The 23801-nt window shown below is 64.0% G+C and carries 14 protein-coding genes; 8 read left to right on the forward strand and 6 right to left on the reverse strand.

Features of this window, described 5'->3' with window-relative positions; all coding sequences use genetic code 11:
* Nucleotides 1–6: 6 nt before the first annotated feature.
* Nucleotides 7–774 (forward strand): SDR family oxidoreductase, encoded by a 768-nt coding sequence (locus tag JYG36_RS15600; RefSeq protein ID WP_213601512.1) that lies wholly within the window; start codon nucleotides 7–9, stop codon nucleotides 772–774.
* A gap of 61 nt (nucleotides 775–835) precedes the next feature.
* Here JYG36_RS15600 and JYG36_RS15605 read toward each other — a convergent pair whose 3' ends face one another.
* Nucleotides 836–5761, reverse strand: a complete 4926-nt coding sequence (locus JYG36_RS15605) for a dermonecrotic toxin domain-containing protein (RefSeq protein ID WP_213601513.1) — start codon at nucleotides 5759–5761, stop codon at nucleotides 836–838.
* 176 nt (nucleotides 5762–5937) lie between these two features.
* Here JYG36_RS15605 and JYG36_RS15610 point away from each other — a divergent pair, with 176 nt between their 5' ends.
* Complete coding sequence (locus JYG36_RS15610; RefSeq protein ID WP_213601514.1) at nucleotides 5938–6717, forward strand: TSUP family transporter; 780 nt, start codon at nucleotides 5938–5940, stop codon at nucleotides 6715–6717.
* On the opposite strand, the gene nudC is transcribed toward JYG36_RS15610, so the two are convergent.
* Both nudC and JYG36_RS15620 read right to left on the reverse strand, forming a co-directional pair.
* On the reverse strand, nucleotides 6685–7515 hold the full coding sequence (nudC, locus tag JYG36_RS15615) for an NAD(+) diphosphatase (RefSeq protein ID WP_213601515.1): 831 nt from the start codon (nucleotides 7513–7515) through the stop codon (nucleotides 6685–6687). The two genes, JYG36_RS15610 and nudC, sit on opposite strands and share 33 nt — an antisense overlap.
* A 33-nt stretch (nucleotides 7516–7548) precedes the next feature.
* On the reverse strand, nucleotides 7549–8361 hold the full coding sequence (locus JYG36_RS15620; RefSeq protein ID WP_045198558.1) for a crotonase/enoyl-CoA hydratase family protein: 813 nt from the start codon (nucleotides 8359–8361) through the stop codon (nucleotides 7549–7551).
* A 158-nt stretch (nucleotides 8362–8519) separates the two neighbouring features.
* On the opposite strand from JYG36_RS15620, the gene nhaB reads away from it, so the two are divergent.
* The gene (nhaB, locus tag JYG36_RS15625) at nucleotides 8520–10022 is read left to right on the forward strand and encodes a sodium/proton antiporter NhaB (RefSeq protein ID WP_093383671.1); all 1503 of its coding nucleotides are present in this window, start codon (nucleotides 8520–8522) and stop codon (nucleotides 10020–10022) included.
* A gap of 468 nt (nucleotides 10023–10490) precedes the next feature.
* Here the strand turns inward: nhaB and JYG36_RS15630 are convergent, their stop codons facing one another.
* The 3 genes from JYG36_RS15630 to gnd are packed head-to-tail and all read right to left on the reverse strand — an operon-like array spanning nucleotide 10491 to nucleotide 14793.
* The gene (locus JYG36_RS15630; protein ID WP_093383676.1) at nucleotides 10491–12287 is read right to left on the reverse strand and encodes a glycoside hydrolase family 15 protein; all 1797 of its coding nucleotides are present in this window, start codon (nucleotides 12285–12287) and stop codon (nucleotides 10491–10493) included.
* Nucleotides 12288–12310: 23 nt separating this feature from the next.
* Complete coding sequence (zwf, locus tag JYG36_RS15635) at nucleotides 12311–13813, reverse strand: glucose-6-phosphate dehydrogenase (RefSeq protein WP_213601516.1); 1503 nt, start codon at nucleotides 13811–13813, stop codon at nucleotides 12311–12313.
* Nucleotides 13810–14793, reverse strand: coding sequence for a phosphogluconate dehydrogenase (NAD(+)-dependent, decarboxylating) (gnd, locus tag JYG36_RS15640; RefSeq protein ID WP_123565969.1), 984 nt, complete (start codon nucleotides 14791–14793; stop codon nucleotides 13810–13812). The genes zwf and gnd overlap by 4 nt, the downstream gene beginning before the upstream one ends.
* Before the next feature lie 197 nt (nucleotides 14794–14990).
* Between gnd and JYG36_RS15645 the strand changes: the two genes are divergently transcribed.
* The 5 genes from JYG36_RS15645 to JYG36_RS15665 all read left to right on the forward strand — a co-directional run bounded on the left by JYG36_RS15645 (nucleotide 14991) and on the right by JYG36_RS15665 (nucleotide 23793).
* A complete protein-coding gene (locus JYG36_RS15645) occupies nucleotides 14991–15158 on the forward strand; it encodes a DUF6026 family protein (RefSeq protein WP_176794265.1) in 168 nt (55 codons plus the stop codon).
* Nucleotides 15159–15611: 453 nt separating this feature from the next.
* A complete protein-coding gene (gene glgA, locus JYG36_RS15650) occupies nucleotides 15612–17171 on the forward strand; it encodes a glycogen synthase GlgA (RefSeq protein WP_045198548.1) in 1560 nt (519 codons plus the stop codon).
* A 16-nt stretch (nucleotides 17172–17187) separates the two neighbouring features.
* Nucleotides 17188–18966 carry a malto-oligosyltrehalose trehalohydrolase gene (treZ, locus tag JYG36_RS15655; RefSeq protein WP_249744357.1) on the forward strand — a complete coding sequence of 593 codons (1779 nt, stop codon included), beginning with the start codon at nucleotides 17188–17190 and terminating at the stop codon, nucleotides 18964–18966.
* Nucleotides 18959–21031 (forward strand): 4-alpha-glucanotransferase, encoded by a 2073-nt coding sequence (gene malQ / locus JYG36_RS15660; RefSeq protein ID WP_213601517.1) that lies wholly within the window; start codon nucleotides 18959–18961, stop codon nucleotides 21029–21031. The genes treZ and malQ overlap by 8 nt, the downstream gene beginning before the upstream one ends.
* Entirely contained in the window at nucleotides 21028–23793 is a 2766-nt protein-coding gene (locus tag JYG36_RS15665) for a malto-oligosyltrehalose synthase (RefSeq protein WP_213601519.1), read from the forward strand. Before malQ ends, JYG36_RS15665 begins: the two co-directional genes overlap by 4 nt.
* Nucleotides 23794–23801: the final 8 nt, after the last annotated feature.

A 23801-nucleotide genomic window follows, 5' to 3' on the forward strand; every position in this document is an offset into this window, starting at 1 on the left:
AAGACCATGTCCAAGACCCAACTGTTCGACCTCGACGGCAAAGTCGCCTTCGTCTCCGGCGCCAGCCGCGGTATCGGCGAGGCCATCGCCCATCTGCTGGCCCAGCAAGGCGCCCATGTGATCGTTTCGAGCCGCAAGCTCGACGGCTGCCAGCAGGTCGCCGAGGCGATCATCGCCGCCGGCGGCAAGGCCACCGCGGTTGCCTGCCACATCGGCGAGATGGAGCAGATCAGCCAGGTCTTCGCCGGCATTCGCGAACAGTTCGGGCGCCTGGACATCCTGGTCAACAACGCCGCCACCAACCCGCAGTTCTGCAACGTGCTAGACACTGACCTTGGCGCCTTCCAGAAGACCGTCGACGTCAACATCCGCGGTTACTTCTTCATGTCGGTGGAAGCCGGCAAGCTGATGCGCGACAACGGTGGCGGCAGCATCATCAACGTCGCCTCGATCAACGGCGTGTCGCCGGGGATCTTCCAGGGCATCTACTCGGTGACCAAGGCGGCGGTGATCAACATGACCAAGGTCTTCGCCAAGGAATGCGCGCCGTTCGGTATCCGCTGCAACGCCCTGCTGCCAGGCCTGACCGATACCAAATTCGCCTCGGCGCTGGTCAAGAACGATACGATCCTCAACACCGCGCTGCAACAGATCCCGCTCAAGCGCGTGGCCGACCCGAAAGAGATGGCCGGCGCGGTGCTGTACCTGGCCAGCGACGCGTCGAGCTACACCACTGGCGTGGCGTTGAATGTCGACGGCGGATTTCTGAGCTGAGGGCTGGCCGTAAAAGAAAGGGGCTCAGGCCCCTTTCTTCATGCCTTGATGCTTTTGCCGATCAGGGCTTGCGCTGTACACCCGAAGGCCCCGGCTGCGGGCTTTGTGTCGGGACGCCCTGGGCAAAGTACTCGCTGACTACCTGCCGGGTGTATTCGACCCTGGACAGCTGGATCATTGCCGGCATCAGGTTGAACGCTTGCAGCCGATGGTCTTCGTTGTCCAGCACCAGCGGCCCGGAATTCACCGGCACCTCATCACGCTCGGCAATGACTTTGCGGGCCTGAGTCAAGAGTTGCTCCAGCCGGGTACGTGCCGATTCGCCCAATGTACGTGGCAGCCCTTCACCAACGGCCAATTCCTGCAGCGCCGATTCAACCTCGTAACTCCAGGGAGCGCACTCTTGCGCAACCAGGTGCTCCTGCCAGAACGGCTGGTCGCTCAAGGCAACCGGGAAATCCTGAGCCTGCGTGGTCAGCACATCTGTCTCGACCTCATCCACCATCGAACTGCTCATCCATGTCACCATGCTGGCATTGACCTGGCGTCTGGGCTGGTGACGCAAGCGCAGCCGGGCCGTCAACGCGATACGAATATACAACTCGATCTCGGCATAGTCCGGCTGGCCACCGCGTTGCCCCCACCAATCAAGGTAGCGCCTGGCAACAGAGGCTCGCAGGCTGCGCAGCCGCCACAAAGAAAGCCCCAGGTCGATCAGCTCAGGGCGGGCATTGCCAGAGGTATTGGCCGCCACCCGATCCGCCTCTGCCAGCCCCAACAGGTCGGAAAAACGCTGCACGGCAGAATCTATGCAGCCCAGGTCCAGTGCCACGCGGTAGAACTCCTCGCGCCGGGCTTCATCGAACATCCGCAGGATGATCGAGTGGGCTTGCCTGGTTACCTCGTCACGCTCATCCGCTGGTGTTCGCGACAGTATTGTATTCATCAACGCAAAGAACGCACGACTGCCATTACTGTTCGAATCGACCAGTTGCTGCGCCAGGCTGCGGTCTTGTTCCGACAGGCCGTCGAACAGATTACCTACGATTATCCCTTCAGCACCCACGTCCGCCTCAGGCTCCGTATCCTCCTCTTCGGATTCATTTGAAGTCTCGCCCAATTCGACCCGCGACAGTCGGAATTCGCTATGATCCGCGCCCGACAGATTATTCACTTCAGCCATTTCCCTCAAAACCCGCTCGCGATCCGTGGCATTGAGGTTGACGACCGACAGACGCAGCCCGCGCACACGGCCAGCACCAGCCGGCACCGTATTCAGGTCGACCTCTGCAAGGTCAGCCTGTTCAATATGCGCGAGGTTTTCCAGGCCAACCGGCCAATCAGCCCGGGAGTAATGCAGGTCGAGACAGCGAAGATCACTCATGGCACTGACATCGAGCCCTGCGTTCAGCGGATTGCGACTCAGGTCCAGGTGGCGCAGATGAACGAGTCCGCGGACATTCTCTCCATACAGCGTGAATGAGTTGCCCGAAAGGTCAAGATGCGTGAGCTGTTGAAGTGGCGCCAGCGTACCAATCACATCGCCCTCGAACAGCGCTCGGCAGTCCCGGATCTGCAAGTGCCGCAGGTGTTGGCAACGGGCGATAGCCGCCATGTCTTCGGTGTCCCAGGTGCGTGCAGCGTAAACCGATTCGCCCTCGCTTTGCGGCGGCGTAAGGTGAATGATGCTCAGCTCTCTCAACTGCGCAATCTGGCCGATCGGCCTCAAGTCCTCTGGACGCAGGTGCGCGTTGGTCAAGGACAGGCTGCGCAGCTGCGGCAATTCGACCAGGCCGTTTGGCAACCTGCCGACCCGGGTGTTCAAACGCAGTTCGCGCAGGTTCGCAAAGCGCGCGAGGAAGCTGCCAGGCAAGTTATTCATGGCTGGCAGGTCAAGGGTCAGGCGCTCAATGGCGTCGTAATCCAGCGGCAATTCGGGCAAGCTGCTGACAAATGCGTCGTTGATCTCCAGCACAGTGATTGTCGGGTCCAGGGCGTTGAGCAACTGCTCGGCAATGTGCCCTCGCCGGCGCGCACCAAAACCCGCCCCGTACACATTGCTGGCCCCTACCCAGGCCCGCAGCGCACCGTCCAGGCGCAGTCGCGAATCTTCCAGGCGATTGAGCGCGTCAACTACCGTTGGCCCCTGTCGTGTCACCTGGTCAAAAATACGTTGGATATGGCTCTCGGATGCCCGAGGGAACATCAATTGCAACCGTTCGATGCTGCTCTCGCGCTCGAAGCGCCCACCCGTGCCAGCCATCGCCCGGGCGCGGCGCTCGGAGCCATGCGGATGCAAGGTAACCCGTGGACGTTCGATGCCCAGCAAGGCCAGGGTGCGCATCGGCTGGCTAACGGCCAGTTCATACAGCAGGTCACGCAGTCGTTCAGTCTCGTTCGTACCCAGCCCCAGGCGTTGGCGCTGCGCGGCCCCCATCAGATCCAGCAATGCGGCATAGAAGTCACGGTGGGAGCGGCTTTCAAGGTAACGCTCGCCCTGCAGTTGCACCACTTCGTAGCTGAACGGGCCGCCGCTCCCCAGCCCCCAGGACGCTGCACCTGGCACCTGGGCAAGGCGCCTGGGCGTGGTTCTGCGCACATCCCCGGGGTACAACGCCAGGTTCAGGTCCGAGTGCCAGCCGGGCAAGGCCGGTAACAATGCAAACGCCAGCGTACGGGTATCGATATCGGCTTGAGCTGGCGCGCGAAAGCCCATCAGCGCCCGCGTCAACCGATAGGCGTTCCAGGCTCGGCGTGAACGCTCAAACAGGTTCAGGTCAAGGACACCGCGGGAAAGACGCTCCAGAACGGGCGGTGAGGACTGGGCAATCAGCTCGTCAAGCAACTGTACGGGCAGATTCGGGTAGTGCTGGCGAAGCTCGCCGAGCTGTAAATCGGAAGCCACTTGCGCGGGCTCAGGCAACTGCAGCATGTGTTCGCTGCGCGCCATGAACGCGCGAAACAGCCTGTCGTACCATTCCAGAAACAGCACCGCCGGCGGTGCGCCGCAGTCAGTGCCGCAATAAGCGTTACCGTCGTCCTGTTGTGGGCTACGTCGTGGCCGGGGTACCTGAGTCTGGGTGACAGTAAACAACGCACGAAATTCTGCCAACTCTGGCACCTCGTACTCAGCAGGCACCACACGCCCGTCCTTGACCAGCGCCAGCAGCGATTCGGTCTTGCGCACCCGCCGCAGTTGGCCGATCGTCCACACCAGCAATGCAGGCGGCGCATCGTCATGGCTATATACCCTGCGCAAGGTGGCATTGGTGACACCACTGAGGCGCGCAGCCAGCATCAGTTCGTCATCGCCAAGGTCGTCCAGCCAGCTCCCCAGACGACGCAGGAGCGATAGCCGCCCCCACCGTTCGGGCCGCTCCAGGCTGTGATGCCAACTGCCCGCGCCGTTGTGTTCAAGGATTGGGTTATAAGTACGTGCTTCCGAATCCAGGTATAAGCGCTCTTTTCCGATACTGGCATCGAATTTGATCAAATAGCTGTGGCCGTTGATACGGATGGCCCGCCCCAGGGACGAGTGGATGATGCCTTGGTTATCTGGCGGATCGAATTGCAACTTGGGCGGCAAGGTATAGGTGCTCAGGTTGCTGGCCCAACGCCCGTAACGGCCGTTGGGCAGGATCACCCAGCGCAACGGCGTGACGTAGTCGGAAGGGGCCTGGCCTTCGTCCTCCTCGCGGGCCTGAAACCCGACGCCGGCACCGTACATCAGGTGCTGCTGGGTAGCTTCAAGGAAATCGGGGATTCTGGCAAACGCGGTGCGACCTTCCACCTTCGCCGTGGGCACGGCCAGGTACTTGGCATCGTCGGCCAGCCTGCGGCACATCTGCTCATACCAGTGGGCCTTCAACCCCTTGTTCAGCGATTGGGTGCGTAGATTCAAGCGCCTGTTGCGAGTGTATTCGTCGGTTTCCTGCAAGGCTTCCAGCACGCCGGGCCATTTGGCCAATGGCACGAACCGATGGAAAAAGGCCCGGAAGGCTCCGTCGCTCAACTGTACCTGCAGATCGTTGAGAAACGCTGAGCGGGAGGGATACTCCTTCAGCGGCTGCTGTGGATGTCCCGGTACAAAGGCAACGCAGGGCGCTTGCGGCTTGGCCGCGCCAAACACGAGAACTTCACTCAGCGCCAGATCATCCAGCAGGTGCAGTGACCACTCCTCGGCAAAGTCGTAGGGTGAAACACCGTCATTGAGCGTATGGCGGATCTGACTGCCATGGGGGTCATCACGCGCCGCGCCCTTTATGAATTCGTTAAGGATGACCTTCGCAGCGCTGCTCAACAGCCCCTTGATATCGGCAATTGCCAACTCCTCGGACAGGACATTCATGGCAGCTTCACATTTGACCTGCTGCAGGGAGCCGGCAGCCAGCTGGCGGGTCAGGTACTCCTGGTACTGTTTGCCCAGATCCAGTTTGCGAACGCGCAACGCATAGCCGACACCCTCATCGGCATAACAAACAATCGAGCTGACGGCATCAGAAGCATCGCGTTCCTTGCCATTGAATCCGGCAAACAGGTCGAACTCCGTCGGTATCGCCAGCTTGACGAAGGGATTGCCGCCCAGTTGCAGCAACTGCGTCTGGCTGAAATTCTGCAAGGCCGCTTCATACAACGAGCGCTGACTCACCAGCACCTCATCCAGGCGGTTGGGTAGCATGGCTGAGTTGGGCTTGAACACCAAAAACGTGCCATTCTCGGTATCGACCACATCACCGTGGCTTTCCCGGGCCATTTGCTCAAGCTTGGGTCGACAGAATTCATGCAGGGTCTGCAACTTGCTCATTGCCTCTGTCAGTTCACGGCGCAGCGTACGGCCCTCTTCACGTATGCGCATCAGGCGCAGGCGCTTGGCTGGTTCGGCAGTCTGCAGCCATTGGGGCAAACCTTCCTGTTCAAGGGGTGAAAACGATGACGGGATGTAACCGATCCCGGCATACGGCGACGATGGCACAGGGGAATGGTTCATTGGTGATGACATCACAGATGCCTCTGATTGAAGGGGAAGCTTCAGTACATCAGAGGCCGACAGCGTCGATCACATAGATAATTATTCAGTGCCTGGGTTGTACTGGGCAGCGCAAACGCTTGCGTTTAACATGACGGCCTTGCGCCTGCCAACGCGCGTCCTGTTAAGCCCACGCCATGCCTTTCGAACTCAGCGTAGACCCCACCACCCTGGCGATTCTTGCCGCCGTCGCTTTCGTTGCCGGTTTCATCGATGCCATTGCCGGCGGTGGCGGCCTGCTCACCACCCCGGCGCTGCTCACCGCCGGCATGCCACCGCACCTGGTGCTGGGCACCAACAAGCTCAGCTCGACCTTCGGCTCGGCCACCGCCGGCTTCACCTACTACCGGCGCAAACTGTTCCACCCACGGCAGTGGCGTCACGCCCTGGTCGGCACTTTTGTCGGTGCCCTGATCGGTGCGGTGGTGGCCCACTACCTGCCGGCCGAATGGCTGAACAAGATGCTGCCGGTGATCGTCTTTCTCTGTGGCGTCTACCTGCTGTTCGGCGGCACGCCCAAGGCGCCGCTGGATGCCGATGCGCCGGTGAAAAAGAAGTGGCAGATCCCCCAAGGCTTCACCCTGGGCTTCTACGACGGCGTGGCCGGCCCAGGCACCGGCGCGTTCTGGACCGTCAGCACGCTGCTGCTCTACCCCATCGACCTGGTCAAGGCCAGCGGCGTGGCGCGCAGCATGAACTTCGTCAGTAACGCCGCAGCGCTGTCGGTGTTCATCTTCTCCGGCCAGGTCGACTGGCTGGTGGGCCTGTCGATGGGCTCGGCACTGATGGTCGGCGCGTTCTTCGGCGCGCGCACCGCCATCAGCGGCGGCAGCAAGTTCATCCGCCCGGTGTTCATCACCGTGGTGCTGGCACTGACCGTGCGCCTAGCGTGGCAGCACTGGTTCGGCCAGGCCTAAACGGCGAGCCACATACAGGTCGATCAGATAGCGCGCAATCGAACGCCCCGCCGGCAACGGCGGCAGCGCATCGACGCGAAACCACTGGGCGTCCTCGATCTCGTCCGGCTGCATGACGATCTCGCCGCCGGCGTACTCGGCATGAAAACCGAGCATCATCGAATGGGGGAACGGCCAGCACTGGCTGCCGACGTACTGGATGTTCTGCACCTCGATCGCCACCTCTTCGCGCACTTCGCGCACCAGGCAGTCTTCGGCCGACTCGCCAGGCTCGGCGAAGCCTGCCAGGGTGCTGTACACGCCGCTGACAAAGCGCGGTGAACGGGCCAGGAGGATTTCGTCGCCACGGCTGATCAGCACGATCATGCTCGGCGAGATGCGCGGGTAGCTGCGTAAATCACACGGCGCGCAGTACATCGCCCGCTCCCAGTGGATTTGCTCCATGGCCTGGCCGCAGCTGCCACAGAAGCGGTGCTCGCGGGCCCAGGTACCGATCTGCGCGGCATAGCCAAGAATCTTGTAGGTCTCGAAGTCGCCTTCGAGCATGAACTGACGCAAGCCGCGCCAGCTGCAGCCGGCTACCGCCTGCGGGCTGCGCAACTCCAAAAGGAACACCGGCTGGCCATCGAAATGGCCGATGCCGTGCTCGCAAAGCACGTCCAGCGCCTGGCGCTTGAGCCATTCGCGCGGGAACAGCGCGCCGTTGTCATCGACCAGAAAACCCTCGCGGCTGCGGGCAACCGCCCAGCCGCCGGTGAGGTTTGTGTCCAGTACTGCGGTGGTCCAACGCGCTGACATGTGCCGGTTCCTTGCGGGGTTCGCCGCCGGGGGTCAGTCGGCGAACTCGGGTTTCTGTTTGCTCATGTGGGCGGCAACCGCCACCCGCAGATCGGTGGATTGCAGCATGGCGGCGTTCCAGGTGGCGATGTACTCCAGGCCATCGTCGATGCGGTGATCGCGCATGTAGCTGATCATGTGCTTGGTGCCGGCCACGGCAATGGGAGATTTTCCCGCAATTTCGGCGGCAATGGCAAAGACTCCGTCAAGCAGTGCCTCATGGCTGTCAAACACACGGTTGACCAGGCCGATGCGCTGGGCTTCGTCGGCGGCGACATTGCGCCCGGTGTAGGCCAGTTCGCGCATGATGCCGTCGCCGATGATCCGTGGCAGGCGCTGCAGGGTGCCAACGTCGGCGGCCATGCCCATGTCGACTTCCTTGATCGAGAACTGCGCGTCGCTGCTGCAGTAACGCATGTCGCAGGCCGAGACCAGGTCGATGGCGCCGCCGATGCAGTAACCCTGGATCGCCGCCAGCACCGGCTTGCGGCAGTTGTCCACGGCATTGAACGAGGCCTGCATGCGCAGGATGGTGCGGCGCAGCAGGCGCGCGTTGCGGCCGACGTCCTTGCCCAGTTCGTTGGCCACCGAGGCCAGCAGCATCAGGTCGATGCCGGAAGAAAAATGCTTGCCGGCACCGCTGATGACCACCGCGCGCACTTCGTCGGTTTCATCGATCCAGCGGAAGATCTCGACGATTTCGCTCCAGAACGCCGCGTTCATGGCGTTGTACTTTTCCGGGCGGTTGATCTGCACGTGGGCGATGCGGTTGTTCAGTTCGACCTTGAACGCTTGGTAGTCAGTCACGGTGCTCTCCTTGAAGGCGGCGAGGTTGATCGCAGGACTATAACAAGGTGCCCGTCGGCGCCAAGGCCGCGCTTGTGCCAAAACCGGGACTTTTACCTTGATCTCCGTTCGCACATGCGGCACTTTGCCCAGCTGTTGAATCATAAGGATACATTTTCATGTCCCGCTCCCTGGCCGGCGCCCTGGCCCACAATTTTCTTGGCCAGTCGCCGCGCTGGTACAAGGCCACCTTGTGCCTGTTCCTGCTGCTCAATCCCCTGCTGCTGTTCACCCTCGGCCCGGTGGTGGCCGGCTGGGTGCTGGTGATCGAGTTCATCTTCACCCTCGGCATGGCGCTCAAGTGCTACCCGCTGATGCCCGGCGGCCTGCTGATGGTCGAGGCCCTGCTGCTGGGCATGACCACGCCGCAAGCGCTGTATGAAGAGCTGCAGCACAACTTTCCGGTGATCCTGCTGCTGATGTTCATGGTCGCCGGTATCTACTTCATGAAGGACCTGCTGCTGTTCGTGTTTTCGCGGATCCTTCTCGGCGTGCGTTCCAAGGCCCTGCTGGCCTTGCTGTTCTGTTTTCTCTCGGCCTTTCTTTCGGCGTTTCTCGATGCGCTGACGGTGACGGCGGTGATCATCAGCGCGGCGGTCGGCTTTTACTCGGTGTATCACCGCGTCGCTTCCGGCGCCAACCCACGGGAAGACTCGGACCTGGACAGCGACCAGCACGTCGCCCACCTGCACCGCGAAGACCTGCAGCAATTTCGCGCATTCTTGCGCAGCCTGCTGATGCACGGCGCCGTGGGTACCGCCCTGGGCGGCGTGTGCACCCTGGTCGGCGAGCCGCAGAACCTGCTGATCGGCCACGAAATGGGCTGGCACTTTGCCGAGTTCTTCCTCAAGGTGGCGCCGGTGTCGCTGCCAGTACTGGCCGCCGGGCTGGTCACCTGCGTGCTGCTGGAGAAACTGCGCTGGTTCGGCTACGGCACCCTGCTGCCGGACAACGTGCGCCAGGTGCTGGCCGCCTATGCCGCCGAAGACGACGCCCAGCGCACCACCCAGCAACGTGCCGCACTGGTGGTGCAAGGCCTGGCAGCGCTGATCCTGATCATCGGCCTGGGCCTGCATGTGGCCGAAGTCGGCCTGATCGGCCTGCTGGTGATCGTGCTGATTACCGCCTTTACCGGCATCACCGACGAGCACCGCCTGGGCCGTGCGTTCCAGGACGCCATGCCGTTCACCTCATTGTTGGTGGTGTTCTTTGCCGTGGTCGCGGTGATCCACCAGCAGCAGCTGTTTACCCCGCTGATCCAGTGGGTACTGGCGCTGCCGGCCGATCAGCAGCCGGGCATGCTGTTTATCGCCAACGGCCTGTTGTCGGCGATCAGCGACAACGTGTTCGTCGCCACCATCTATATCACCGAGGTCAAGCAGGCGTTTGTCAACGGCGGCATGAGCCGCGAGCACTTCGAGACCCTGGCGGTGGCGATCAACACCGGCACCAACCTGCCGAGCGTAGCCACGCCCAACGGCCAGGCGGCATTCCTGTTCCTGCTGACCTCGGCGATTGCGCCGCTGATTCGCCTGTCGTATGGGCGCATGGTGTGGATGGCGCTGCCCTATACCGTGGTCATGGGTGGGCTGGGGTGGTGGGCGGTGACCTACTGGTTGTAACGCTGACCGCACGGGCCTGTGGGAGCAACTGTCTTAAGCAGCTTGCAAGTATTGGGGCAGCCAGGCTGTGTTTGAGCTGATCCATTTGATGATGAGGCGCTGCCGGCGCCTTCCGCCCTTACGGCGGGTCACTTTTGCTTGGCGGCAAAAGTAACCAAAAACGCCCTGTCCCTTCATCGGCCCTGCGCTGCGCTCCGGGTTCCCTCCTTCCACCCTTGCTCCCGTGGGGGCGCGCCGAAGGGTTCCACTCGGCCTTCTGCAAGGGACGATCGGTGGCGTCTGCAATTACGTACATCTAGAAGCAGAGTGCTTTTTTGCTTTCGCTTCTCGTGCATCGCCGGTCCATTCGCCGACAAGGCGCAAAGGTGAAGTGTGAGCAGCATCGCCAATGGATCAGCTCGCGCCTCTAAAGGCCTACGCTACCTGTGGGAGCGGCGGTGCGGCGACCCGACTTGACCCGCGATGCCTTTAACCACATTGCGCCCGGTCGCGCACCGGGCACTGGGCGCGGTGCAGGTTCAGCGCGGTGTTGATGATGCCGATATGGCTGAAAGCCTGGGGGAAATTGCCGAGCATGCGCCGGCCCAGCGGGTCGTACTGCTCGGCCAGCAGGCCGACGTCGTTGCACAGGGCCGCAAGACGTTCGAACAAGGTCCTGGCCTCCTCCTCCCGCCCCAGCAGCACATAGACATCCGCCAGCCAGAACGAACAGACCAGGAAGGTCCCCTCACCCGGCGTCAGCCCATCGCAACCGCTGTCGCTGTCATAGCGCAGCAACAGGCCATTGCGTAGCAGACGCTGCTCGATGCGCGCAAGGGTGGCGAGAAAGCGCGGATCATCCGCCGGCAGGAAGCCGGTCAGGGCAATCTGCAGCAGGCTGGCATCCATTTCGGTCGAACCATAAGCCTGGACGAAACAGCCCAGCTGCCCATCGAAGCCCTGTTCACACACCTGCCGGTGAATCCTGGCCGCCACCTGACGGTAATGCCCGGCGCGCACCTGACCTTCTTCGGTGGTATCGCTCAAGCCGGCAGCGCGGTCGAAGGCCACCCAGGCCATGACTTTGGAATGGGTGAAGTGCTGCTGCCCACCGCGCACCTCCCAGATGCCCTCGTCCGGCTGCTGCCAGGTTTTTTCCAGGTACGGCATGATCAACCGGGCAATCGCCGCGCTACGCGGGTGGCGCGGCAGGCCACCACGAATTGCCTGGCTCATGGCATCGGCGACCTCGCCATAAATATCCAGTTGGTGCTGCAACGCTGCGGCATTACCGATACGCACCGGTTGTGCACCTTCATAACCGGCCAGCCACGGCACTTCATACTCCGCCAGCCGCCGCTCGCCGGCCAGGCCGTACATGATCTGCATCTGCTCGGGGTTGCCGGCCACCGAGCGCAGCAGCCATTCGCGCCAGGCCTGGGCCTCTTCGAAGTAACCAAGGTTCATGAACGCCAGCAAGGTCATGGTCGCATCACGCAGCCAGCAATAGCGGTAGTCCCAGTTGCGCTCACCGCCCAGGCGCTCGGGCAACGAGGTGGTCACCGCCGCGACAATGCCGCCGGTGGGCGCGTAGGTCATGGCCTTGAGGGTAAGCAGTGAGCGCTTGACCAGCGCCGTCCAGGGGCCGACGTCCGGGCAGCGCGCCGAAAACTGCTGCCACTGCTCCCGGGTCCGTTGCAAAGCTTGCTCGGCATCGAACGCTGCAGGCAATGGCAGGTGTGACGCCTGGTGGCTCAGGCTGAAGGCCAGGCGCTGGCCGGCCTTGACGGTAAAGCGGCTGCCGGTGTGGTGATCCAGGGCCTGGGTGGCGGCGCCGCTGCGCAGTATCAGCCGGTCGGGGCCAACCACCGCCGAGAGCACCAGCGGCTCGGCCTTTTCGACCCAAGGCACACTGTTGCCATAGTCAAAGCGCATCACCAGGTCCATCTCGAACGGCACTTCGCCTTCCAGGCCCTCGACAATGCGCAGCACGCTGTTGTGTTCAGCCAGGGGCATGCAGTCGATCAGGCGCGCACGGCCGCTGGCGGTGGTGAAGGTGGTGTGCAGGATCAGGGTGCCGTCCAGGTATTCACGGCTGACCTGCACCAAAGGCTCGCTCGGCGCCAGGCGCCAGCGGCCGTTTTCTTCATTGCCGAGCAAGGCGGCAAACACCGCCGGGGAGTCGAACCTGGGCAGGCACAGCCAGTCCAGGGAGCCGTCGCGGCCTACCAGCGCGGCGCTGCGACAGTTACCCAGCAGGGCGTAGTCTTCGATCAAACCCGGCATTCATCCCCCTTGTGCGTGAACCCTCAACCAATCGGGTGCCAGACCCGCCGATCGCGGGTCAGCAGTTCGTCCGCCGCAGTCGGGCCGTTGTCACCGGCGGCATAGAGCTGCACCTCGCCGCCCTCCTGCCAGGCATCGAGGAACGGCTGCACCGCGCGCCAGCCGTTCTCGATGTTGTCGGCGCGCTGGAACAAGGTCTGGTCGCCGGTCAGGCAGTCGTAGATCAGCGTCTCGTAGCCGGTGGACGGCTGCATCTTGAAAAAGTCCTTGTAGGCAAAACCCAGCTCGACGTTCTCCATGGCCAGGGCCGGGCCCGGGCGCTTGGCTTGCAGGTCGAACCACATGCCTTCGTTGGGCTGGATCTGGATCTTCAGATAGTTGGGCTTGAGCCGCTCGACTTCGGTATCGCGAAACTGGGCATAGGGCGCTGGCTTGAAGCAGATGGCAATCTCGGTGTCGCGCACGCTCATGCGCTTGCCGGTACGCAGGTAGAACGGCACGCCGACCCAGCGCCAATTGTCGATCATTACCTTGAGGGCGACGAAGGTTTCGGTGTTGCTGTCGGGCGCGACCCGAGGTTCTTCGCGGTAACCGGGGACCTTCTTGCGCCCTTGTTTGCCAGCGCTGTACTGGCCGCGTACCGAGTTTTTCAGGGCCATGTTCTTCGACCAGGGCCGGATCGCGCCGATGACCTTGGCCTTCTCGCTACGCACCGCATCGGCGCCAAAGGCCGCCGGCGGCTCCATGGCGACCATCGCCAGCAACTGGAACAGGTGGTTGGGGACCATGTCGCGCAAGGCGCCGGTACTGTCGTAGAAGGCGCCGCGGCTTTCGACGCCGACGGTTTCGGCAGCGGTGATCTGCACGTGATCGATGTAGTGGTTGTTCCAGAACGCTTCGAACAGGCCGTTGGAAAAACGGCTGACGAGGATGTTCTGCACCGTCTCTTTGCCCAGGTAATGGTCGATGCGGTAGATCTGCTTTTCGCTCATGACCTTGAGCAGGCAGGCATTGAGCGCTTCGGCGCTGGCCAGGTCCGAGCCGAAGGGTTTTTCCACCACCACCCGGCGAAAGCCGGCGCTTTCGTCGAGCAGGCCAGCGGCGCCCAGGCGCTGCACCACTTCGCTGAAAAAGCGCGGTGAGGTGGCCAGGTAGAACACCGCGTTGGCGCTGGGGTTGCTGCGGATGCGTTCGGCGATGGCCTGGTAGGTGGCCTCGTCGAGAAAATCGCCGGTGAGGTAGCCGATGCGTTTGGCCAGGCGCGCCCAGAGTTTGTCATCCAGGCACTTGCTGGCGCCTTCGCTGGCCCTGTCGCGTTCGCGCATGAAGGCTTGCAGGCGCGCGGCAAATTCGTTGTCGGTGGCGGCGTTGTGGTCGACGCCAACGATGCGCAAGCCCTTGTCGAGCAGGCCATCACGGCTCAAGTTGTACAAGGCCGGCATCAACAGGCGCTTGACCAGGTCGCCGTTGGCACCAAACAGGAACAGGTTGCAAGGCGGTGCAGCTTCGATCTGTGTTTTGCTCATTCGGCTTTCTTCTCGACGTGGCCACCAAAGCCAAAACGCATGGCCGACAGCATGCGGTCGGCGTAGGTGCCCTGCTGCTGGCGCGAACGGAAGCGGGCGAACAGCGCACTGGACAGCACCGGCACCGGCACCGCCTGTTCCACTGCCGCATCGATGGTCCAGCGCCCTTCGCCGCTGTCGGCCACCGAGCCGCTGTAGCCGCCCAGTTGCGGGTCGGCCACCAGGGCGTCGGCGGTAAGATCCAGCAGCCAGGAGGTGACCACACTGCCACGGCGCCACACTTCGGCGATTTCCGCCAGGTTCAGGTCAAAGCGCTGCTCGGCCGGCACGGCATCGCTGCCCTTGCTCTTGAGCAGGTCGAACCCTTCGGCATAGGCCTGCATCAGGCCGTATTCGATGCCGTTGTGGATCATCTTCACGTAGTGCCCGGCACCTGCGGGCCCGGCATGAATATAACCCTGCTCGGCACGCCCGGCCGGGCCCTGGCGGCCACGGGTGCGGGGGATGTCGCCAACTCCGGGGGCGAGGGTGGCGAACAGCGGGTCGAGGCGGTCGACCACCGCCTGCTCGCCACCGATCATCATGCAGTAGCCGCGCTCCAGGCCCCAGACGCCGCCCGAGGTGCCGACATCGATATAGTGCAGGTTGCGCTTGCCCAGCTCGGCGGCGCGGCGCATGTCGTCCTTGTAGAAGGTATTGCCGCCGTCGATGATCACGTCGTCGGCGTCCAGCAGGTCAGCAAGCTGGGCGATGGTCTGCTCGGTCGGCTCACCGGCCGGAAGCATCACCCACACCGCCCGGGGTTTCTCCAGCTTGCCTACCAGCGCGCCAAGGTCATGGGCGCCGTTGGCGCCTTCCTTGACCAGGGTTTCCACTGCCTGACGATCGCGGTCATGCACCACCATGCGGTGCCCGCCACGCATCAAGCGCCGTGCAATATTGCCGCCCATGCGGCCCAGCCCCACGATTCCCAATTGCATGTGCGATGCTCCCCTGGAATGAAAAATAGCGCCTCAGGCCTTCAAGGTTAGTCCAGCCCTCGCGCGCTTGGTTCAGCGACGAACGGCAAGACAGCCAGAAACAAAAAAGTTCCCAAGGCCTGCAAAAGAATTCAGAATCGCCGCCGATCCAGCAGCTACGCTGTTAGAAAAACGAACCACCCTATGCGAGGTGTGCAATGGGAACCCTTCTGCCAAAAATGCCTGCCCAGACCCTCTACGTGACGGTACACCGCGACGAGCTGCGTCGCCTTAAAGAAGAGCGCGAGCAGTTGCAACAACAGGTAGCCCAACTCAGTCTGCTTCTGCAGCAAGCCCAGGACGGCCAGTTGCCAGCGCGCAGCTGAGCGTCCCCGCGGTTGGTTGTGCACCTGATGCTTTCTGCCCTGCATGACGGCATTTCTCCCGCCTAAGCCGTCTGAAACGTTGCGCCACAACCTGCAGCCGCGCTGCTGCAGGTTCCTGCGAGCAAAAGTGACCAGCGGGTCACATTCTTCACGAATTCTCTCCTACACTCGGTATTCGGCCAGACATCGCCCGGAAAACTCGACTGAAAATAGTCGAAACTTCTGCAATCGCGGTAGGTCAGGAACTAAGTAGGCCATCGATTCCGCTTCAACGGACGCGGCCCACCCACCCCATATCGTCACCACGCCGTCGGCAGGACGCCGGCTTGCGTAGCGCTTGTGCGCTTGGCTGCGGGGCATGGAAGGCAAGGCAATACCACTCACAGAGAACAGTATCGGTAGACAAACAACAACGGGCGCCCACGCCCGCACAACATAGGGACGGAGAGAAGTATGATCAGTGCCGCTGTCGAACCTCATGTAGAGCAATTCACCCCGGATTCGCGTGAACCGCTTGCAGCGGATTTCACGCCGACAGCCAAGGCACTGGGTGCTGACCCCAGACATTCTTCACATAAACGCAAAGTGTTGTTCGTCACCTCGGAAATCGCCGACCTGGTCAAGACCGGCGGCCTGGGCGATGTCTCGGCGGCGCTGCCACGGGCCATGCGTCACCTGCACGATGTGCGGGTGCTGATCCCCGGTTACCCGCAGGTGCTGGAAAGCGACAACCCGATCCACCTGGTCGGCGAGCTGGGCGGCCACGCGGCCTTGCCGCCCTGCAAGATCGGGCGCATGGACCTGGCCGATGGCCTGGTCATCTATGTGTTGATCTGTCCCGAGCTGTACCAGCGCGAGGGCACGCCCTACGGTGCCAACAACGGTCGCGACTGGCCCGACAATCACATCCGCTTTGCCCGCCTGGGCCTGGCCGCGGCAGAAATCGCCGCCGGTGAAGGCATGGTCCACTGGAAGCCCGACCTGGTCCACGCCCACGACTGGCCGGCCGGCCTGGCCCCGGCCTACATGCACTGGCGCGGCCTGCAGACGCCGACCCTGTTCACCATCCACAACCTGGCCTACCAGGGCGTGGTCAGCCGTGCCTGCTGCCCGGAACTGGCGATCCCCGACCATGCCCTGCAGCAGGAAGGCATGGAGTTTTACGGCAAGCTGTCGTTCCTCAAGGCCGGCCTTGCCTACTCCAGCCACATCACCACGGTCAGCGCCACCTATGCCCGGGAAATCACTACGCCCTCGTTCGGTTGCGGGCTGGATGGCTTTCTCGCCAGCAAGGCCCAGCAAGGCCTGCTCAGCGGTATTCCCAACGGCATCGACGAGAGCTGGGACTCGGCCAGCGACCCGCACCTGGATCACCCTTTCAGCCTCAACGACTGGCACGGCAAGGCCGCCAACAGCCGCCAGGTGCGTGAGCTGTTCGGCCTGCAACCTTCGAACGGGCCACTGTTCGCAGTGGTTTCGCGCCTGGTCTACCAGAAAGGCCTGGACCTGACCCTGGGGGTGGCCGAATACATCGTCCGCCAGGGCGGCCAGATCGCGATCATCGGCCGTGGCGAACCGGAAGAAGAACAGGCCATGCGCGAACTTGCCCTGCGCCATCCCGGGCAGATCGGCGTGCGCATCGGCTTCAACGAAACCGATGCCCGGCGCATGTTCGCCGGCAGCGACTTCCTGCTCATGCCGTCGCGCTACGAGCCCTGCGGCCTGAGCCAGATGTACGCCCAGCGCTTTGGCTCGCTGCCGGTGGCGCGCAACACCGGGGGCCTGGCCGACACCATCGAGAATGGCGTCACCGGTTTTCTGTTCGATGAATCGACCGTCGACAGCTACCGCGAAGCACTGGGCCGGGCGTTCTACGTGTACAGCAAGAAGAACCTGCTCAATGCCATGCGCTGCCTGGCCATGACCCAACCGTTCAACTGGTGCCAGGCCGTCGAGCCTTATGCCCGTCTTTATCAGGAGCTGGTCGAAAACGCCCGAGCAACCCCACGCTGAAGCGGAGATGGCAGGTATGCCCTTGAGGTCACAGGAACACGCGACCCACGGGGCCGTGATGCTGGACAGCAACAGCGCCCGGTTTGCCCTGTGGGCACCGGACGCACAGCAGGTGGAGGTTGAATTCGACGCCGGTGCGCGCCAGCCCTTGCAGGCCCAGACCGACGGTTGGTTCGTCGGCCAGCTGCCGTGCAAGGCCGGTGACCGCTACCGCTACCGGATCGACGCCACGCTCACGGTGGCCGACCCGGCGTCGCGCTACCAACCCGACGGCGTGCACGGCCCCAGCCAGTTGCTGAACCCCGCAGCCTACCGCTGGCAGTACCCCGACTGGCGCGGGCGCCCCTGGCCTGAGGCGGTCATCTACGAGCTGCATGTCGGCCTGTGCGGCGGCTATGCCGGGGTGATCGAGCACTTGCCGGCCCTGGCCGAGCTGGGCATTACCGCCATCGAGCTGATGCCGCTCGGGCAATTCCCCGGCGAGCGTAACTGGGGCTACGACGGCGTCCTGCCGTTCGCTCCACAGCACAGCTATGGCAGCCCCGAGCAACTGCGCGAACTGATCGACCAGGCCCACGGCCATGGCCTGATGGTGCTGATGGATGTGGTCTACAACCACTTCGGCCCGGACGGCAATTACCTCGGCCAGTACGCCAGTGGCTTTTTTCGCCAGGATCGCCAGACCCCGTGGGGCGCGGCGATTGATTTTCGCCGCCGCCAGGTGCGCGACTTTTTTATCGAGAACGCCCTGATGTGGCTGCAGGAGTACCGCGTCGACGGTCTGCGCCTGGACGCCGTGCACGCCATCGACGACCCGGATTTTCTTGCCGAACTGGCGCGCCGGGTGCGCAGCGAGATCACCCCGGGGCGTCAGGTATGGCTGACCCTTGAGAACGAACACAACCAGGCGCACCTGCTTGAACAGGGCTTCGATGCGCAGTGGAACGACGACGGTCACAACGCCCTGCACGTGCTGCTCACCGGCGAGCAGGAGGCGTACTACGCCGACTACAGCGAGTCGACCATCGAAAAACTCGCGCGCTGCCTGAGCCAGGGCTTCGTCTTCCAGGGCCAGCCCGACCGCAACGGCCGTCCCCGCGGCGAGCCCAGCGGGCATTTGCCCCCCACGGCCTTCGTGCTGTTCCTGCAGAACCACGACCAGATCGGCAACCGCGCGTTCGGCGAGCGCCTTAACCAACTGTGCCCGCCCCAGGCCTTGCGCGCGGCCACCACCCTGTTGCTGCTGGCGCCGATGATCCCGCTGCTGTTCATGGGTGATGAATGGGGCTGCGAGCAACCTTTTGTGTTTTTCACCGATCACCACGATGAACTGGCCGATGCCGTACGCGAAGGCCGGCGCGCCGAGTTTGCCGGTTTTGCCGACTTCGCCGATGCCGTCACCCGCTCGCGGATTCCCGACCCCAATGCCCTCGATACCTTCGACGCTTCGCGGCCGCGGCCAACACACTCAAGCCAACAGCCATGGTTGCAGTTGTACCGGCAATTACTGGCCCTGCGCGCCCGCCACATCGTCCCCAACCTGCCCGGCATCCATGCCCTCGGCGCCCGGGTGCTGGGGCCGCAGGCCTTGACGGTGCGCTGGCAGCTCGAACGCGGCGGCGAGCTGCGTATTGACCTCAACCTTGGCCCTACCGCGCAAGTGGCCGACCTGCCGGCCAACGCTGCACGCCTGTTCAGCTGTAGCGAAAGCTGCATCGGCAACACGCAATTGCCGCCCTACACCACCCTGGTCAGCCTGCTGCCGACCACCCCAGCGGAGCCTGCCCATGACTGACCCACGCTTGCAGCAACTGGCCGAACTGGCGGGCCTGGCGGTGGACTGGATCGACGCCAACGGCCGCGCCCAGCGGGTCAGTGCCCCGGCGCTGCAGCGGGTGCTGGCCGGCCTAGGCCACCCGGCCGACAGCGTTGAGGCGATCGAAGCCAGTATCCAGGCGCTGCTGCGCGCCCACGATGCTCGCCACCTGCCGCCGCTGTTGACGGTTGACCACGGCCTCCCCCTGCAGCTGTCCGGCTATTTTCCGCCAGCGATGGACTGCCAGGTGCTGCTTGAAGATGGCAGCGAACAACCGTTGCAACTGGATGATCAGGCCAGGCTCCCCGCCGGCTTGCCAATCGGCTATCACCAGGTGCAGATCGACCAGCAACAGTTCACCCTGGCCGTGGCGCCAACCCGCTGCTACAGCATCGCCGATGCGCTGGGCACGCCGACGCCTCGCAGCTGGGGACTGAGCGCCCAACTGTACAGCCTGCGTCGCCCCGACGATGGCGGCTATGGTGATTGCCTGGCCCTCGAGGCGCTGGTGCGCAGCGCCGCCGAACGCGGCGCCGATGCCCTGGCGATCAGCCCGCTGCACGCCATGTTCGCCAGCGACAGCCAGCGCTACAGCCCGTACTCGCCCTCCAGCCGGCTGTTTCTCAACAGCCTGTATGCAAGCCCGGCGGCGCTGCTCGGGGACCGTGCGGTGCGCATGGCCATTGAAGCCTGCCAGTTGCACGGGCCGCTGGAGCAGCTTGAACAACTGCCGCTGATCGACTGGCCGCAGGCCGCATCGTTTCGCCAGCGTTTGCTGCGTGCGCTGTACCGCGACTTTATCGCCACCGAGCACCCGTTGTTCGCCGACTTCGACAGCTATCGCCAGCACGCCGGCCCCGCCCTGGAACGCCACTGCCGCTTCGAGGTACTGCTGGAGCACGCGCTCAAGCGCGACATCGGCCAGGACTGGCGCGACTGGCCCGCTGCCTGGCACGACCCGCACAGCCCCGAGGTGAGTGCCTTCGCCCGCCAGCACAGCGAGGAGGTGGCGTTTCACGCCTTCTGTCAGTGGTTGATCGAACGCAGCCTGCAACGTGCCCAGGATGCGGCGCGCAGCCATGGCATGGGCATCGGCCTGATCGCCGACCTGGCGGTGGGTGCCGACGGCGCCGGCAGCCAGGCCTGGAGCCGCCAGGACGAGCTGCTGGCCGGCCTCAATGTCGGCGCGCCGCCGGATATTCTCAACCGCGCCGGGCAGAACTGGGGCATCTGCGCCTTCTCGCCCGAAGGCCTGCGACGCAACGGCTACCGGGCGTTCATCGAGATGCTGCGGGCCAACTTTGCCCATGCCGGGGGCCTGCGCATCGACCATGTCATGGGTTTGCAACGGCTGTGGCTGATCCCCCAGGGTGCCACCCCGGCCGAAGGAGCCTACCTGCACTACCCGCTCGATGATCTGCTGCGCCTGCTCAGCCTTGAGTCAGTGCGCCACCAGGCCATCGTGCTGGGTGAAGACCTCGGCACCGTGCCCGAGGGGCTGCGCGAAAAGCTCGCCGCGCGGGCCATCCTCGGCATACGCGTACTGCTGTTCGAGCAAGACCCGCCCGGCCATTTCAAGCCCATCCTCGACTGGCCCGACAACGCCTTGGCCACCACCAGCACCCATGACCTGCCGCCGCTGGCCGGCTGGCTGCAGGCCCGTGATATCGACTGGAACCAGCGCCTGAGCCTGATCGACGGCATCACCGAGCGGCACTGGCGCGACAGCCGCCAACACGAGCGCCAGGGCCTGCGGCGCACTCTTGAACAGAACTACGGCCAGGCCCTGGCCGAGAGCGACGCGCTGATCGATGCCAGCATCCGCTACCTTGGCCATACCCGCGCGCCGCTGGTGCTGGTACCGCTGGAAGATCTGCTGGGTGTCGATGAGCAACCCAACCTGCCCGGCACCATCGACAGCCACCCCAACTGGCGCCGGCGCTTTGCCCTGGCGGCCAGCGCGCTGCTTGACGACGCGGATGCGGCGCGGCGCCTGGAGCTGCTGGCGCAGGCCCGCGAACAAGCCTGGGAGCGTGACCGATGAAAGCCCTGACCGCGACCCTGCGCCTGCAGTTTCATGCCGACTTCGGCCTCGACCAGGCGGCGGCGCTGGTGCCCTACTTCGCCCGCTTAGGCATCAGCCACCTGTACGCCTCGCCGCTGCTGCGCGCGCGCCCCGGCTCGCGCCATGGCTACGATGTGGTCGACCCCGGGCAGGTCAGCCCGCATCTGGGCGGCGAAGCTGCGCTAGAGCGCCTGGTGGCAGCGCTGCGCCTGCACGGTATGGGCCTGATCCTCGACATGGTGTCCAACCATATGGCGGTCGGCAGCGACAACCCCTGGTGGCAGGACCTGCTGGCCTGGGGCCGGCGCAGCCGCTATGCCGAGTTCTTCGACATCCAGTGGCACTCGCCCGACCCGCTGCTTGAAGGTCAGTTGCTGCTGCCGTTTCTGGCCGGTGACTACGGCGCTATGCTGCAAGGCGGCGACATCCCGCTGCGCTTCGACGCTGCAACCGGCCAGTTGCATATCCAGCACCACGAGCACCGCTTTCCGATCTGCCCGGCCGACTATGGCCTGGTGCTCGCCGAAGGTGGCGCAGCCCTGCAGACACTGGCCAGCCGCTTCAATGCCTTGCGCAGCGCTGACGATGCGCCGGCGCAGGCCAGGCCGCTGCTGGCCGAACTGGCGGCGCTGGCCCGCCAACAGCCCCTGGACGATGTGCTCAGCGCCTTCGACAGCCGCAGCCCCGAAGGTTTCAAGCGCCTGCACGCCCTGCTCGAACGTCAGTCCTACCGCCTGGCCAGCTGGCGCACCGCTGGCGACGATATCAACTGGCGGCGCTTTTTCGACGTCAACGAGCTGGGCGGCTTGCGGGTCGAACGCGCGGCGGTGTTCGAGGCCACCCACAGCAAGGTCTTCGAGCTGATCGGCCGCGGCCTGGTCGACGGCCTGCGTATCGACCACATCGACGGCCTGGCCGATCCGCGCGGCTACTGCCGCAAGCTGCGCCGGCGGGTCGACGGGCTCTTGGCCCAGCGCCCACTGGAGGCAGCGCTGGAGCACTTTCCGATCTATGTCGAGAAGATCCTCGGCGCCGAAGAGCAGCTGCACCGCGACTGGCAGGTCGACGGCAGCACCGGCTACGAGTTCATGAACCAGGTCTCGCTGCTGCAGCATGATCCAGACGGCGAAGCAGAGTTGGCGGCGCTATGGAGCGCGCTAAGCGAACGCCCGGACTTCAGCGAGGAAGTGCGCCTGGCCCGCCAGCAAATCCTCAATGGCAGCCTGGCCGGCGATTTCGAGTCGGTGGCCCAGGCGCTGTTGCAAGTGGCCCGCGACGACCTGATGAGCCGCGACCTGACCTTGGGCGCCATTCGCCGGGCGTTGCAGGCGCTGATCGAGCACTACCCGGTGTACCGCACCTACATCAATGCCTGCGGGCGCCCGGCAGAAGATGAAGCGTACTTCCAGCAAGCCATGCGCGGTGCCCGCCAGTGCCTGAGCGAGGCTGACTGGCCGGTGCTCGACTACCTGCAGCGCTGGCTCGGCGGCGAGCCCTGGCGGCGCTTGCCGCCGGGCCGGCCGCGCAAGCACCTGCGCCACGCCTGCGTGCGTTTTCAGCAACTGACCTCGCCCACCGCCGCCAAGGCCGTGGAAGACACGGCCTTCTACCGCTCGGCACTGTTGCTGTCGCGTAACGACGTAGGTTTTGATGCCGAACGTTTCAGCGCCCCGGTCGAGGACTTTCACCAACATTGCCTCACGCGCCTTGAGCAGTTCCCGGACAACCTGCTGGCCACCGCCACCCACGACCACAAGCGCGGCGAAGACAGCCGTGCGCGCCTGGCAGTGCTCAGCGAACGCAGCAGCTGGTTTGCCAGCCGGGTCGAACACTGGCGCGAGCTGGCCAGCCCCTTGCGCAGCACCCTGGCCGACGGCGAAGCGCCAGGTGCAGGCGATGAGCTGCTGCTGTACCAGACCCTGCTCGGCAGCTGGCCACTGGACCTTGATGAGAACAATCCGTTGGCGCTTGAGGCCTATGCCGAGCGCCTGCGCCAATGGCAGCGCAAAGCCCTGCGTGAAGCCAAGTTGCGCAGCAGCTGGAGCGCCCCGAACGAGGTCTATGAACAGGCCTGCCTGGATTTCATCGACACCCTGCTGCTGGAGCGCGCCAGCCAGCAGTTGCGTCATTCCCTGGCCGAGGCGGCGCAGGCGATCGCCTGCCCGGGCGCCCTCAACAGCCTGGTGCAGTGCCTGCTGCGCATGACCGTGCCCGGGGTGCCCGATCTGTACCAGGGCAACGAGTTCTGGGACTTCAGCCTGGTCGACCCGGACAACCGCCGCGCGGTGGACTTTGCCGGTCGGCGCCTGGCCCTGGCGGATGGCACCACAACGGCGCAGTTGCTCCAGGACTGGCGCAGCGGCCGGGTCAAACAGGCGCTGATCAACCAGGTGCTGGAGTGGCGCCAACAGTCCCCGCAGCTGTTCCTGCGCGGTCAGTACCTGCCAATCGAAGTGCGCGGCAGACACGCCGGGCGGGTCCTGGCGTTTGCCCGGGTGAGCGCCGAACAGCGCGCCGTGGTGGTGGTGCCGCGCCTGGCCTGCAGCTTGCTTGGCCAATCACCGCTACCGCTGATCCCGGCACAGAACTGGGACGATACCCGGCTGGTTTTGCCGTTTGCCTTGTCGCCTGGCAATTGCTCGGGACTTTTTGCCACAGGCGCAGTCACAGCCTCAAAGGAGCTGTGGCTGAGCACTGCACTCAAGGAGTTTCCGGTCAATCTGTTCGTTGAACATCGTTAAGTCCTCAG

This window comes from Pseudomonas sp. SORT22 (assembly GCF_018417635.1).
Classification (GTDB): domain Bacteria; phylum Pseudomonadota; class Gammaproteobacteria; order Pseudomonadales; family Pseudomonadaceae; genus Aquipseudomonas.